Genomic DNA, 13,618 nt, shown 5'->3' on the forward strand with positions numbered 1-13,618 from the left:
TTATTTATTGATCTTCATCCCTTTGGCCACACCGGTATTCCCGTTACAGATATGTTATTCCCGATCTGTTCGATCTCCAGGGAATCGAGCTTAACAGCGTCCGCGATATGGTGAACCCCTTCAAAATTGAAATTAACCGGGGCTCCTTTTCCACCGACAATCATCGGAGCCAAATACATGATAATCCGGTCTGCAAGACGCTCCTTAAGCAGTGAACCGTTCAGAGTCCCTCCGCCTTCGACCAATATGGACCCAATCTCCATGCGCCCCAGTTCTTGCAGAGCGAACCCGAGATCGACGGAAGAACCACTGCCGCAAGCGAGAACTGCCGCTCCAAAGTCCCTTAGCAGCTTCACTTTCTGCGGATCCGCCTGCTCCGTCGTTAGTACGATGACCGGAGATGCACCTTCACTGAAAATTCTGGCGTCAGGCGATAAGCTGAGCTTGGAATCCACAATGATGCGGATTGGCTGCAAGCCGCCTACCTCTTCATGCCTTGTCGTCAGTGCGGGATCATCCGCTTGAACCGTTCCGATGCCAACCATGATGGCCTGATGCCGATGACGGAGGCTGTGTACCTGCCGCCTTGCCTCCTCATTCGAAATCCACTTGCTGTCACCCGTATCGGTTGCAATTTTCCCGTCCAGTGTACTCGCCGTCTTGATGGTCACATAAGGCATCCCTGTCGTAATATATTTCACGAATTTCTCGTTTTGGCGAATGGCTCTATCTCTTAAAACACCGACCTTTACTTCAATGCCGTTCTGTTTAAGCCTTTCGATTCCTGTGCCCGCAACCTGCGGATTCGGATCTTCACATGCGATAATCACCCGCTTCACCTGGGCCTCCACCAGCAGATCGCAGCAGGGTGGGGTTTTGCCGAAATGGCTGCAGGGTTCCAGCGTCACATACACGCTGCTTCCCTCAGCGTTTTTACCAGCCATACCCACAGCATGAACTTCCGCATGCCCGCTTCCCCGCTGGAGATGCGTTCCCAGCCCGACAAGCGCACCGTCCTTAACGATGACACAGCCTACCACCGGATTAATGCCTGTTTGTCCTTGTGCACGCTCCGCCATATCCAGTGCCAGCGACATATAAAATTCATCGTTAACAACCATTTCCATGCCTATCTCTACCTCCTCCCTATTTCAAAAATGCAACAAAAAAAGCCCTCCGGATCAACATCCGGGGGCAGCTTGAGAGTAATTTGAAGACACGCAAATAAAGCTTCTGTCATGGAATTATAGACAGATCCTGTGTGCAGGAATAGCAAATAACAATGTCTTTTTATGGATCGCATACTTTCCGGTATACAGAGTAAGCCAAATAGACTTCAGCGTTCATACCTGAGTACGTGAAAAAAGACACGCATGCGTAAGCTCTATTGGGTGGCATCGCATGAACAATATGTAACATGCGTTTCCTCTCCTTCTCTCATCCAGACTATACTGTCGGTCCCGGATTTGCACCAGGTCCACCGTACGCGGGCCAATTTGCCACGCGTCCGGGTCACGGACTGAGACGCTTCCGCTTCATGGCTTCTCACCTTGAAACAATATGCATCATCACCGCCGGTAGGGAATTTCACCCTGCCCCGAAGGATTAACCAATCTTGCTTATGAAATTATAAAGAAAACTTTCCTGAACATTCAGGCGCTTTCTTAAAAGAAATGTTAACACCGCATTTCGTAAAATGCAACCTCAAATCTGCAGGGCTTATTCTTTTTCCAAACGAAAAAAGCCGTCTTTCCCTTGCAACAGCAATGAAATAAACGGCTTGATTGTTATGAACTTTGCTAAAAACCCCCTCCGAAGGATATACCTCTGGAGGGGGTTTTTCATGAGATTATTATTCTGCGTCCCAAACCTTAACTTCTTTCATTTTGTCGCCTTGTTTGACCGCATCGATCAATTCCATACCCTTTGTAACTTTACCGAAGACAGTGTGTACACCATCCAGATGAGGCTGCGGCTCATAAACAATAAAGAATTGGCTGCCACCCGTATTACGGCCAGCATGTGCCATAGAGAAAACACCTTTAGTGTGCTTGGTTGTATTCGTTGCTGTTTCGCAATCAATGGTATATCCTGGTCCACCTGTTCCGTTTCCTACTGGACAGCCGCCTTGAGCGACAAAACCAGGAATTACACGGTGAAATGACAGTCCATTGTAAAAGCCGGAGTTAGCAAGCTTTTCAAAGTTTGCAACCGTATTCGGAGCTTCTTGTGGCAGAAATTCTATTTCAACAACTCCACCATTTTCAAGTTCAATTGTACCTTTTTTCATTCGTTGTCACTTCCTCTGGAAATTTTTTAACCATAGACAAACCCCTTTAAAGGCAAGTCCTTATTTTCATCACTTTCTGATTGTATCTCAATTCACAGCACTTTTGCAATATTTCACATACTTTGACTACAAGTGATCTTAAGTATGTATAAGCAAAAATCGGCAAAATTAAACGAAAAGAATCATTTCTGCATTCCCCAATACAGAAATGATTCTTTTCGTGTTTTGTTCTTCACCAATTCTTGCTTTAAGTACGGCTGATTTCTATTTCAGAACAGCCTGCTTGCTAATACGCTCAGGTACCATATCATTGCCAATGATATCCTGCAGTGTTTCCCGGCGTACAACCAGATCGCTTTCGCCCTGATTGACAAAGACAACCGCCGGACGGCGAATCCGGTTATAATTGCTGGCCATGGAATAGTTGTATGCTCCCGTGCAGGCAACAGCCAGCAAATCGCCACTGTTTACCTTCGGCAGATCCAGATCCCAGATCAGCATATCTCCGCTCTCGCAGCATTTACCGGCAATCGAAACCGTTTCTTGAATCGGTTCATTGGCACGGTTAGCGAGCACTGCTTCATACTTGGATTCGTACAAAGCAGGACGCGGATTATCCGTCATGCCTCCGTCAACGGCCACATACTTGCGAACGCCGGGAATATCCTTGCTTGTTCCTACGGTATACAACGTCGTGCCGGCATCTCCAACGATGCTGCGTCCCGGCTCTACCCAGATTTCAGGTACTTCTGAAGACCAGCTGGAGAAATGTGTTTTGACTGCATCGGTGATCGCTTTGACATACTGCGAAACCTCAAGCGGTGTGTCGCCTTCCACATAACGGATACCAAAGCCTCCGCCAAGATTGACCACTTTGAACTGTACGCCAAGCTCTTGATGAACCCGCTGAGCGAATTCCGCAACTCTTTGGACAGCCATTTCAAAGCCCTCTACCTCAAAAATCTGAGATCCGATATGGGAGTGCACACCAAGCAGATCCAGATTGGACTGTTCGGATGCCAGCTTCACAGCTTCAAATGCAGAACCATTTCCGATGTCAAAACCGAATTTCGAATCGGTTTGGCCTGTGGAAATATACTCATGAGTATGCGCTTCAACACCTGGTGTTACGCGGAGCAAAATTTGTACACTTACATTTTTCTCGGCAGCCACCGCATTGAGAAGATGAAGCTCAATCAAGTTGTCCACAACGAAGCAGCCGATTTCGGCATCAATCGCCATTTCAATCTCTTCAAGTGTCTTGTTGTTGCCGTGAAAATGAATGCGCTTGGCCGGAAAACCCGCCTGCAGAGCCGTGTACAGCTCACCGTCAGAAACGACATCCAGTGACATACCCTCCTGATCCGCAATACGGCACATGGCCATAACGCAGAACGCTTTGCTCGCATATGCTACCTGGAATTTCAGTCCTGACGCGCGAAAAGCGGCTACATACTGCTGACAGCGCTGGCGCACCAGATCTTCATCCACGACATAGAGCGGGGTTCCGTACTTGGCCTTGAGATCCGTAACATCGCATCCACCGATCTCCAGATGTCCGGCTGCATTTATTTGACTTGTACCATGTAAGAACATATTCAGCATCCCTTCGCTTTCTGTGGAACATGTAAAGATTCCATCTGAACTTTTACACCAGTATAACAGACAACGGAAGAGTTTGAATGGATTTTTATGCACATCATTTGTATTTTTCTACGATTGGTCGGTATTGTCCGGATTTGGAGCCATTCGAGTATTATCCCTTGTTTTGTTGAAGGATGGCCTTTTCTTGGATTCAAGCAGCGGAAAACGGAATAAAACACTTGCCAGTGCTTTTGCATTAAAAGGTATAAATGGCCACAAATATGAAGAATTGTAGGACCGGTGCATTGTCAACAGCAGGATGAGCAGCGTGGTGCCAACGACGAAGCCCTGAACTTTAAAAATAGCCACTGCTACCAAGAGCACCAGTCTTACTATCCGATTGGCGAGCCCGAGCTCATAGCTCGGTGTCGCGAACATTCCGATGGCGGCAACAGCCATATACAACACGACTTCATTTACAAACAGACCTGTCTTGACAGCTATATCGCCGACCAAGATCGCCGCGATGAGACCCATAGCCGATGCCAATGGCGTCGGTGTATGAACCGCAGCCAAGCGCAGCAAGTCAACCCCAAATTCGACCATGAGAAATTGTGCGATTATAGGGATTTTGCCATGATCATGCGGCCCGATAAAATCCAGTACAGCCGGCTTCAATTCAGGATTCACCACAAAGAGCATCCAGAGTGGCAGAAGAAACATCGAGGCGAAAATACCGAGGAAGCGGACCCATCTAAGGTACGTGCCCATGAACGGTGTTTGCCGGTTTTCTTCGGCATGCTGGCATAAATCAAAAAAGGTCGTCGGCATGACCATCACGCTGGGGGAGGTATCCACGAATACGGCCACTCTGCCCGCAAGCAAATGGGCAGAAACCAAATCGGGACGTTCCGAATAGCGAACTAACGGATAGGGATGCCAGCCTTTATTGATAATGGCTTCCTCCAGCTGTTTATCCGCCAGCGGAAGCCCTTCAATATCCAATCCTTTAATCTTCTCCCGGATGGAATCTACCTGCACTTTATCAACGATGTCATCAATATATGCAATACATACATCCGTGCGTGTGCGTCTGCCCACCTGCACCAGGTCGCATTTGAGGCCCGGATCGCGCAGACGCCTGCGGACGAGTGCCACATTGCTCAGCAGTGTTTCGGTAAAGCCATCTCTTGCTCCGCGCACAACTCTTTCAATACTTGGCTCTTCCGGGCTGCGTACAGGAAACGTACGTGTATCCATCACGATTGCTGCATGCTCACCCTCGATAAAGAGGGCGGACATTCCCATCAGCACCTTATTGATCGTCGAGCTCAGCTTTTTATCGACTTCAACCTGAATATGCGGGATATAGCATTCGAAAAAGGAGCGCAGCGCATCCGTTGACAGCTGATCCGCAGTCAAATATGTCAGCCTTTTCAGAATTTCCAGCATAATATTATCCTTGGCGAAGCCATTGACAAAGAATAAGCCCGTTCTCTGTTCGGCCAGCGTCATCTCGCGGAATACGATGTCAAAGGAGGTTCCAAGACCAACAACTTCCTTCAACGTTGCCTTCGTCCGGTCCAGGCTTCCCTGTACATCATCGGTCTGCTGCCAATAAATGACGGACTCCTCAACCGAGTCGGACTTCTCCGCCTCCCGCTTCTTTTCCTGGGCCTTTAGCTTATCTGACTCCTCCGGATCACCTTCTTCGGAAGAATTTGCTGATTCCTTCTTTCCCTCCTCCTGCTCCCTTTCTTCGCCAGAAGCTTTATTTCCCTGCTCCTTGTTTTCCTGCTCCTTGTCTGCTTTCTCCTGACCATGCTGCATCAGCATCGATAGTCCTGACGGATCCTCTACGCTGTTCTGTTCGTTCTCATGCTTGTTCATAATCCACCCGCACCTTTCGCGTCTTACTTTCTGTATACAAACCAGTCAAACAGTGAGCCTGCCACCTTTCCGGTCACCATAGCCATTAGCAAACCAAACAAATAGTGAATCATTCTCAATCTCTTCGCCAAAATCGGAAGCACATTCAGAACTTCTGTCAGGGCCGCTGCCAGCAGGCCAACGAAGATCCCGTTGAACAAACCAACGATAAATCCGGACCATGCCCCGAGTGACATCTTCCAGTTCCAAAAATCAAAAACCGTACCTATCAGCGAACCCGACACCATAGCACCCTCATACCAATGAACCCTATGATATGATTTGGTCAACTGAGCTAACCGCGGAATCATGTCGAGTACGATAAACAACGCAATGACACCTCCGCCTACCGCAATACCGCCTGCGATGCCAAGCAAAATTTGTACAATCCATCCCAGCATGCTATTCAAGTCTTATCACCCTGATTTTGTGATGATTTCATCCGCTTATATTCCTGGGCAACGACGTATTGGTCGATATTCTCCTGGTAGAGATACATCTCGACTTCAAGCGGCGTCGGCTCTTCGTTCCATTTTTTCTTGAACAGATGATTAAAAAAAACCACCATACCAAATCCGATACCGAAGGAATACGCTGTCTGGAACAAATACGGATGCTCGTCCCGTTTGCCTGTCAGCATCTCCACCGTCCGGATCTGGACCTCCTGCATGTTCACGTCCGCGTGGAAATTCATAATGGTAAGCGCAGATCCGAAGAATAGCAGCAGCCAGACGAGCAGAAATAGCAGCATCGAGGGCTTTTTAGGTTTTTTGATCACTTCCACAACCACATGATGCTGTCCGATCGGTTCGATTTTGGCGCCAGGGATAAGCTCCTGCACCTTTGGAATGATTTGCATAAGATCAATAAGTAACAAGTTACCGTCCCATTTATGCGGCTGTACCAGCTCAAGATTGCGAAGCTGCGTCTCCCACTCCGGGTCACTCAATATCCGGGCTACATGCCCGAGTGTTACATTCCTTCCCTGACTTATCGGCACGCGGCTGCGCAGCTGCAGGTACACCGTAGGAGCCGGATTTGGAGACATTCCCTATCACTCCTTTGCTGTTTCATTGACGTTAGTATAGGAAATAGCGCAGTTTTCTAGTCAGGTATTGCAATTTCACCATAAAAAGGGGCAGCCTCAAAAAGTCACGGCATCCCTTTACTCACTCTCCATGTCATAACAAAAAAATAGACCGGCCAAGGTTATCCCTGGCCGATCTATTGATCTTCATTGCGCAATCTGATCACGGATCAGCTGCAATATTTTCTTTTCCAGACGAGATACCTGCACCTGTGATATCCCAAGCCTCGCGGCTACCTCCGACTGCGTCTGATCGCGGTAATACCGTAGATATACAATCAGCTTCTCACGCTCGGAGAGGCCGTCTATGGCCTCGTTCAGAGCAAGCTTATCAAACCACCGTTCCTGGGAGTCGTCAGCAATCTGATCCATAAGCGTGATCGGATCCCCGTCATTCTCAAATACGGTTTCATGAATAGAGGTTGGCGGCTTGTTGGCTTCCTGGGCGAAAACCACTTCCTCCGGCGTTACCCCGAGCTCTTCAGCAACCTCTTTGATCGTAGGCAGTCGGTCCAGATGCTTCGACATCTCGTCCTTTTTCTTCCGGACCTTATTGGCCATTTCCTTCAAGGAGCGGCTGACCTTGAGTGTGCCGTCATCCCGCAGGAAACGCTGAATCTCTCCGATAATCATGGGAACAGCATACGTTGAAAATTTAACATCGTAGCTCAAATCAAATTTATCAACAGACTTCAGCAAACCGATACAGCCGATCTGAAACAGATCCTCGGGCTCATAGCCGCGGTTCATGAACCTTTGTACAACGGACCAGACGAGACGGATGTTGCAGTTTACCAGCGTATCGCGGGCCATGCTGTCACCGGTCTGACTCAGTGCGATCAGACGTTTGACTTCCGCATCTTCCAGATAGGTCTGAGAAGGTTTTTTCACATCAGCATCCATGCGCCCAACCCCTAATTATACAAAGCTTTCTTGGATTCAATCCTTTTCTTCATCCTGATCGATGTACCGGAGCCAGGTTCGCTGGAAACTTCAAACTCATCCATGAAGTTTTCCATGATCGTAAATCCCATTCCTGATCTCTCCAGTTCAGGCTTTGACGTGTATAGCGGCTGCCTTGCCAAATCCAAATCCTCAATGCCGGCTCCCTTATCTTCAACGGTAATGGTAACCGTGTCGCCGATAATCTCGGCGGTGATAGTGACCTTCCCTTCCGGATTGCTGTCATAACCGTGAATAACACTGTTCGTGACCGCTTCCGAAATGACCGTTTTCAGATCGCTCAATTCATCCATCGTCGGGTCAAGCTGGGAAATAAAGGCCGCAACCGTTACTCGGGCAAAAGATTCATTTTCGGATTTGGATGAAAATTGGAGCGTCATGAAATTGCGCTGCGGAGCCTTTTCTTCATTCATGACACAACCTCCAGTCCCGAGAGCGCCTGGCCCTCGTTATCATAAATAGGCATGATCTTAAACAACCCGGACATGTCTAGTAGACGATAGACCGCTTCATTCACATCGCATACCGCCATCTTGCCGCCTTTGCTTTTGATCAGCTTGTACCGTCCCAAAATAACGCCAAGTCCGGAACTATCCATAAACTGTAAATGTTTGAAACTGAGCACCAAATGCTCCGTTTGTCCTTTCTGGATGGATTCATCCAGCTGTAAACGGACATGATCGGCTGTATGATGATCAAGCTCTCCGGATAGACGGACAATCAGTGTTTTGCGGTGATGTTCCATTTCCACTTGCAAATTCACGCCTGCTCACTCTCCTTCCTGTCTTGAACAAGGATTTCTACGCAGTAAAAAGAGATTCCTGCACCCCGACAAAACTAGAAGAAAACTGCTATCAATCTACAAGAAATAATTTGGCTGTCGTTCGCTTGAAAAGCTTCCACCAGCTCGCCTTTCCGATCTGTTCAGGGGATTTGAGCTCGAATTCCTTGAGAACTTTGTCGCCTTGGTAAACCACCAGCTTACCGAGCACCTGTCCAGCCTGAACCGGGGCTTTTACTTCTTTCGGAACTTGGATCTCATGACGAACGCCCTCCGCTTTGGCATTTTTCTTCAGAAGAACACTGTAGTTTTGTCCGGCGGTAAGCGTCAGTTCCTTGACATTGCCTTTATTGATTTTTACCGTTCCGATCGTATCTCCCGGTTTGAATATCGTATGGGTACTGTACTGCGCAAACATATAATCAAACATCTTGGACACTTCTTCATTACGCGTCTTTGTGTTCGGCTCGCCGAGTACAACTGCAACCGCTCTTAGATTACCATTCACGGCGGTAGCCGAAAGGCAGAACTTCGCTTCAGAGGTGTATCCTGTTTTCAATCCGTCGGCCCCGGTATAAAAGCGAACCAGCTTGTTCGTATTTACGAGCCAGAACGGCTTCTGTGAATCTTTGCGCAGATAATCCTGATATGAGCCGGTGTATTTGGTAATTTCCTTATGCTTCAAAAGCTCACGGCTGATCACCGCAATATCATGTGCAGAGGAGTAGTGATTTTCCGCAGGAAGTCCGTTACAGTTAGCAAAATGGGTGTCCGTAAGTCCCAGCTCCTGCACCTTGTCATTCATCATTTGAACGAAGGCTTCTTCGGTTCCGGCGAGCTTCTCTGCCATCGCGACAGAAGCATCATTACCCGATGCCATCGCAATCCCTTTCAGCATTTCATTGACAGACATTTCCTCGCCTGGTTCCAGGAAAATCTGCGAGCCTCCCATGGATGCAGCATATTCACTCGTGCGGACCATGTCGGTCAGCTTCAGCTTCCCGGAGTCAATTGCCTCCATGGTAAGCAGCATGGTCATGATCTTGGTGATACTGGCTGGCGGCAGTTTATCATGGCTGTTTTTTTCATAGATAATAGTTCCTGTATCCGCATCCATGAGGATGGCAGACTTGGCATTTGCCGCGAGTTCCGCTTGGGCGGACTGCTTGGCCTTTTCCTCAGCAGATCCCATTTGCGGAAAAGCAGTCGAAAAGCATAACATAAGCACAACTGCCAATAGCGTTTTTTTCAAAATAAGTCCCCTCCTGACCTCTGGTCATTAGTGATATGAGAATTTTGGAAATCCTGCATCACCCTAAAGCCTGCGTGAATTCACAAAAATTCTGATATTGCTGCTGTTTTCCAGTGTCGTCAGGTTGGCAGAAAAATATTCCATGCAAAGGTGGGATACGAAGGAAAATTTTGGGGAAACCGAACAAAAAAAATCCACAGGTCTATGACCTGTGGACATTCACATTCATTTGATTAAGAAAAAGGTTATGCTCCAGTCTTACATGTTCGGAATGACAGCGAGCACGAGGCTCAGGAATTTCTCACGCACGCGGTCCGTGGTTTCCATGACTTCGTCATGCGAAAGCGGCTGGTCCAATATCCCCGCAGCCATGTTGCTGATGCAGGAAATACCAAGCACTTCGAGTCCGGCATGGCGAGCTACGATGGTTTCTGATACCGTTGACATTCCTACAGCGTCAGCGCCCAGAGTCCGCAGCATTCTGATTTCAGCAGGAGTTTCATAGGTAGGACCCAGCAGTCCTGCATATACCCCTTCTTGGACATGAATGCCTTTGGATTCAGCCGTATCCTTCAGAAGCTTGCGCAGACGGCGGCTGTAGCCTTCGGACATATCCGGGAAACGCACGCCAAGTGCAGCGTCATTAGGACCGATGAGCGGATTTTTGCCAGTGAGATTTAAATGATCCGAAATCACCATCAGGTCCCCTGGCTCATAGGAGGTATTCACGCCTCCGGCTGCATTGGTTACGAGCAGGCTTGAAACACCCAGCTCCTTCATCACGCGTACCGGAAATGCCGTCACTTCAGGGCCATATCCTTCATACATATGGAAACGGCCTTTCATCATGACTACAGCACGTCCTTCGATAGTCCCGAGCAGCAGCTCACCGTCATGTCCTTCTACAGTGGACACTGGGAAATGAGGAATATCCTGATAAGGAATCGAAATACCGTCCTGAATCAAATCCGCAAGAACACCCAGCCCTGATCCTAAAATCAGGCCTACCTCCGGTTTCGCTTCTGTTTTGCTTTGAATATAAGCTGCCGCCTCTTGAATGACTGTCTGATTAATCGTTGTCATATGAAGATCTCTCCTTCAATTGTGTTGAATACATGCGCTCCCGCGGATGATGGTTTTCATATACATCCTTCATCGCTTTTTTCGTTAAGGCGCCGTATATTTGGGTAGTTGAGATATCGCTGTGTCCCAGCATTTCCTGCACGGACCTTATATCGGCCCCATCCTCCAGCAAATGTGCCGCAAAGGAATGACGCAGCGTGTGAGGAGTAATATCCCCGTTTATGCCGGATTCCGCGGCGTATTTCTTCAGTATTTTCCAAAATCCCTGCCGGGTCAATCTTGTCCCCAGATTATTTAGAAACAGCGCCTTTTCCTGCTGTTCCCGGGCCAGCTTCGGCCGCATCTGCGACATATACGTTCCCACGACATTGGCTGAAATGCTGCTGATCGGCAGCACCCGCTCTTTCCCTGAGCTGCTTGTACACCGGAGAAACTTCATGTCCGGGTTCACGTCATCCAGATTGAGCGCCATCAGCTCCGATACCTTCATGCCTGTGGCATACAGCAGTTCCAACATCGCCTTATCCCTCATTCCCGGCGGGGACGACATCTCCGGCGCTGCCAGCAGGCGTTCTACCTGCTCCACGGTTAAGACCTGAGGAACCTTCTTTTCCAGCTTTGGTGACTCCATGTAAAGTGTAGGATCCTGTTCGAGCAGTGACTCCTTGACCATGTAATGAAAAAAAGAACGCAGCGACACCAGCTTCCTTGTTAGCGTGGATGATGCGAAACTGTGGCCCTTGAGATTATTCATATACATGGAAATATGGATCTTCTTAATCTGGTCCGCCGACTCAATCCCCTGCTTCTCTATAAACTCAAAAAATTGCAGCAGGTCGCGCTGATAGGATTCGAGCGTGTTTTGTGACAAACCCTTCTCATCACCTATATAACGAATGAAGGACTGAACATACTGCATCATAAGTTAATAAAGCTCCTTCGGTTAGATTAGCCGATCCATTCAATAATTCGACAACAAACGTCTGGTTCCCTGCAATAATGCCCGCTGCTATTCCCCGTACCAGTAGAAAAAACGCAGCCGGTCACCCATCATTTCACCTGATTTGGCCTTATCCGACGGTTGGAAAGCCTTTACGGCATGTCCCTCCGGTATGCGGTAATGATCTACAGGGGTAATCCATGCACCGATCAAACCAAACAGCTGATACAGTGTATATGTAAGCGCCGCAAAGACAAGCAAAAATTTCAAGGAAGCCAAGCATTTACGCATTGATATGACCATCCGAATCACTCTCCCGGAAAATAAAAACTAATGGCGGGTTTCTGCCATCTTCTCGTTATTTAAGCTTATGAATCTTTATCCGGTAGTATGACAAGCCTGCGTCTTTAAGTCACCAAAAAAGCCCTCTCCGGCAAACATTATGCCGGCGAGAGCTTGTGATCTTGGAGGATCATATCCGATTGTTAATTATCCGACTTCTTGTCATCGCTGCGCTGGCTTTCTTCCTTATCCTTGCAGCGGTAACAAATTCCATGAAAATCAAGCCGGTGATCGGAAACCGTAAAATTAAACTCGCGTTCCAGCCGCTCTTCCAGCGGTCCCAGCCAATCCTCGCGGATTTCATCCATGCTGCCGCATTTCACGCAGATCAGATGATGGTGGTGGTGTTTTGCGGTATCAGTCCGCAAATCATATCTTGCAACGCCATCGCCGAAATTAATCTTTTCCACGACATGCAGTTCACTGAGCAGCTCAAGGGTACGGTATACGGTAGCCAGACCGATTTCAGGAGCCTTTTCTTTGACGAGCATGAAAACATCCTCCGCACTGAGGTGATCTTCTTCATTCTCGAGCAAAACTCTGACGGTAGCTTCCCGCTGGGGTGTCAGTTTATAGCCCTGGGATTGCAATTGTTGTTTGATTTTATCGATCCGCGCTTCCATTTTCTCCCTCCCCACAGGAAAATCACTGCACCATTTGCTATATCACATCTTACATTATAGGGGGAGTTGAGCCGCAAAGTCAAACGATTTTACTTACATCCCAGGCACTACCACGGTCTCCAGTAGTGTTGGAGTTACCCATTTCATCATCTCCGGAGTCACCCAGGCTTCAAACGATGAAATTCCCAGCATAATCAGACACATTAACACAGTCAAACCGACATAAGATGCAAATGGGCGAACGACATTGACACGATTATGCATCATGACCCTATTTTTGATCACATGCAATGAAAAGGCGATGGCAGATACACTGGTCACAATCAGAACCGGGATAATCAATAGATTGGGCGGTGCCACGGATACCAGTGCAAAGAGCAGTCCCTTCCAAGAAAATTGCCCCACCAGATAGCCCACCGAGAACCCGATCAAAACACCTTTCAAGAAATCAAGAATAAGAATCCCCGGCAAACCGATAACCGACAGCCCTAGAAACCAGATCAAGCCCACCCATTTCAAATGCAAGCCCGCGATATTCCAGAACGATTCTGCGGCGCCCGTTCCTGGTTCACTTTGATCCACCGTAATGAAAAAGTTCTGAAGATACCGCCCCAGGTCCTGCTGCTGCTCCAGCGACAATGCATTCACCATTAGAGCACCGAAGATGACCCCGACAAGAAACAGCACGGCGACAAAAATATAGAGAACCGTTTGCTCCTTCAAGGTATGGCGGAAAGTTCGCAT

The 13,618-nt window shown here is 48.2% G+C and carries 15 protein-coding genes and 1 riboswitch; all 15 genes read right to left on the minus strand.

The window, feature by feature from the left end:
- Window positions 1-14: 14 nt before the first annotated feature.
- The 15 genes from ribD to spoIIM all read right to left on the minus strand — a co-directional run bounded on the left by ribD (window position 15) and on the right by spoIIM (window position 13,618).
- Window positions 15-1,127, minus strand: coding sequence for a bifunctional diaminohydroxyphosphoribosylaminopyrimidine deaminase/5-amino-6-(5-phosphoribosylamino)uracil reductase RibD (ribD, locus tag E6W40_RS15370; RefSeq protein WP_136606252.1), 1,113 nt, complete (start codon window positions 1,125-1,127; stop codon window positions 15-17).
- A 298-nt stretch (window positions 1,128-1,425) separates the two neighbouring features.
- Window positions 1,426-1,609: riboswitch (FMN riboswitch) on the minus strand.
- 243 nt (window positions 1,610-1,852) lie between these two features.
- Complete coding sequence (locus E6W40_RS15375) at window positions 1,853-2,290, minus strand: peptidylprolyl isomerase (RefSeq protein ID WP_136606253.1); 438 nt, start codon at window positions 2,288-2,290, stop codon at window positions 1,853-1,855.
- 264 nt (window positions 2,291-2,554) lie between these two features.
- A complete protein-coding gene (lysA, locus tag E6W40_RS15380; RefSeq protein WP_136606254.1) occupies window positions 2,555-3,886 on the minus strand; it encodes a diaminopimelate decarboxylase in 1,332 nt (443 codons plus the stop codon).
- Between the two features lie 117 nt (window positions 3,887-4,003).
- Entirely contained in the window at window positions 4,004-5,710 is a 1,707-nt protein-coding gene (locus tag E6W40_RS15385) for a spore germination protein (RefSeq protein WP_425464946.1), read from the minus strand.
- Window positions 5,711-5,787: 77 nt separating this feature from the next.
- The gene (locus tag E6W40_RS15390; RefSeq protein WP_136606255.1) at window positions 5,788-6,204 is read right to left on the minus strand and encodes a stage V sporulation protein AB; all 417 of its coding nucleotides are present in this window, start codon (window positions 6,202-6,204) and stop codon (window positions 5,788-5,790) included.
- A 5-nt stretch (window positions 6,205-6,209) separates the two neighbouring features.
- On the minus strand, window positions 6,210-6,851 hold the full coding sequence (locus tag E6W40_RS15395) for a stage V sporulation protein AA (RefSeq protein ID WP_136606256.1): 642 nt from the start codon (window positions 6,849-6,851) through the stop codon (window positions 6,210-6,212).
- A 186-nt stretch (window positions 6,852-7,037) separates the two neighbouring features.
- Window positions 7,038-7,793, minus strand: a complete 756-nt coding sequence (gene sigF, locus E6W40_RS15400; protein WP_136606257.1) for an RNA polymerase sporulation sigma factor SigF — start codon at window positions 7,791-7,793, stop codon at window positions 7,038-7,040.
- 11 nt (window positions 7,794-7,804) lie between these two features.
- On the minus strand, window positions 7,805-8,266 hold the full coding sequence (gene spoIIAB / locus E6W40_RS15405; protein ID WP_136606258.1) for an anti-sigma F factor: 462 nt from the start codon (window positions 8,264-8,266) through the stop codon (window positions 7,805-7,807).
- On the minus strand, window positions 8,263-8,616 hold the full coding sequence (spoIIAA, locus tag E6W40_RS15410; RefSeq protein WP_136606259.1) for an anti-sigma F factor antagonist: 354 nt from the start codon (window positions 8,614-8,616) through the stop codon (window positions 8,263-8,265). Before spoIIAA ends, spoIIAB begins: the two co-directional genes overlap by 4 nt.
- Before the next feature lie 91 nt (window positions 8,617-8,707).
- Window positions 8,708-9,886 carry a D-alanyl-D-alanine carboxypeptidase family protein gene (locus E6W40_RS15415; RefSeq protein WP_136606260.1) on the minus strand — a complete coding sequence of 393 codons (1,179 nt, stop codon included), beginning with the start codon at window positions 9,884-9,886 and terminating at the stop codon, window positions 8,708-8,710.
- A 258-nt stretch (window positions 9,887-10,144) separates the two neighbouring features.
- Window positions 10,145-10,969: a purine-nucleoside phosphorylase gene (locus tag E6W40_RS15420; RefSeq protein ID WP_136606261.1), complete on the minus strand. Its 825-nt coding sequence runs from the start codon at window positions 10,967-10,969 to the stop codon at window positions 10,145-10,147.
- Window positions 10,956-11,891, minus strand: a complete 936-nt coding sequence (gene xerD, locus E6W40_RS15425; RefSeq protein ID WP_136606262.1) for a site-specific tyrosine recombinase XerD — start codon at window positions 11,889-11,891, stop codon at window positions 10,956-10,958. The genes E6W40_RS15420 and xerD overlap by 14 nt, the downstream gene beginning before the upstream one ends.
- An 87-nt stretch (window positions 11,892-11,978) precedes the next feature.
- On the minus strand, window positions 11,979-12,212 hold the full coding sequence (locus E6W40_RS15430; protein ID WP_136606263.1) for a DUF4227 family protein: 234 nt from the start codon (window positions 12,210-12,212) through the stop codon (window positions 11,979-11,981).
- A gap of 182 nt (window positions 12,213-12,394) precedes the next feature.
- Window positions 12,395-12,874, minus strand: coding sequence for a ferric iron uptake transcriptional regulator (fur, locus tag E6W40_RS15435; protein WP_136606264.1), 480 nt, complete (start codon window positions 12,872-12,874; stop codon window positions 12,395-12,397).
- Between the two features lie 93 nt (window positions 12,875-12,967).
- Complete coding sequence (spoIIM, locus tag E6W40_RS15440; RefSeq protein WP_136606265.1) at window positions 12,968-13,618, minus strand: stage II sporulation protein M; 651 nt, start codon at window positions 13,616-13,618, stop codon at window positions 12,968-12,970.

It is taken from the genome of Paenibacillus dokdonensis (assembly GCF_004916975.1).
In the GTDB taxonomy this organism is placed as follows: Bacteria; Bacillota; Bacilli; order Paenibacillales; family Paenibacillaceae; genus Paenibacillus_AQ; species Paenibacillus_AQ dokdonensis.

What these genes read in the sequence shown, in the direction of transcription:
- ribD (WP_136606252.1), bottom strand. Translation starts at nt 1,127, where the DNA reads ATGGAAATGGTTGTTAACGATGAATTTTATATGTCGCTGGCACTGGAT.
- E6W40_RS15375 (WP_136606253.1), bottom strand. Translation starts at nt 2,290, where the DNA reads ATGAAAAAAGGTACAATTGAACTTGAAAATGGTGGAGTTGTTGAAATA.
- E6W40_RS15385 (WP_425464946.1), bottom strand. Translation starts at nt 5,710, where the DNA reads ATGCTGATGCAGCATGGTCAGGAGAAAGCAGACAAGGAGCAGGAAAAC.
- fur (WP_136606264.1), bottom strand. Translation starts at nt 12,874, where the DNA reads ATGGAAGCGCGGATCGATAAAATCAAACAACAATTGCAATCCCAGGGC.
- xerD (WP_136606262.1), bottom strand. Translation starts at nt 11,891, where the DNA reads ATGATGCAGTATGTTCAGTCCTTCATTCGTTATATAGGTGATGAGAAG.
- E6W40_RS15420 (WP_136606261.1), bottom strand. Translation starts at nt 10,969, where the DNA reads ATGACAACGATTAATCAGACAGTCATTCAAGAGGCGGCAGCTTATATT.
- spoIIM (WP_136606265.1), bottom strand. Translation starts at nt 13,618, where the DNA reads ATGCGAACTTTCCGCCATACCTTGAAGGAGCAAACGGTTCTCTATATT.
- sigF (WP_136606257.1), bottom strand. Translation starts at nt 7,793, where the DNA reads ATGGATGCTGATGTGAAAAAACCTTCTCAGACCTATCTGGAAGATGCG.
- E6W40_RS15430 (WP_136606263.1), bottom strand. Translation starts at nt 12,212, where the DNA reads ATGGTCATATCAATGCGTAAATGCTTGGCTTCCTTGAAATTTTTGCTT.
- spoIIAB (WP_136606258.1), bottom strand. Translation starts at nt 8,266, where the DNA reads ATGAATGAAGAAAAGGCTCCGCAGCGCAATTTCATGACGCTCCAATTT.
- E6W40_RS15390 (WP_136606255.1), bottom strand. Translation starts at nt 6,204, where the DNA reads ATGCTGGGATGGATTGTACAAATTTTGCTTGGCATCGCAGGCGGTATT.
- lysA (WP_136606254.1), bottom strand. Translation starts at nt 3,886, where the DNA reads ATGTTCTTACATGGTACAAGTCAAATAAATGCAGCCGGACATCTGGAG.
- E6W40_RS15395 (WP_136606256.1), bottom strand. Translation starts at nt 6,851, where the DNA reads ATGTCTCCAAATCCGGCTCCTACGGTGTACCTGCAGCTGCGCAGCCGC.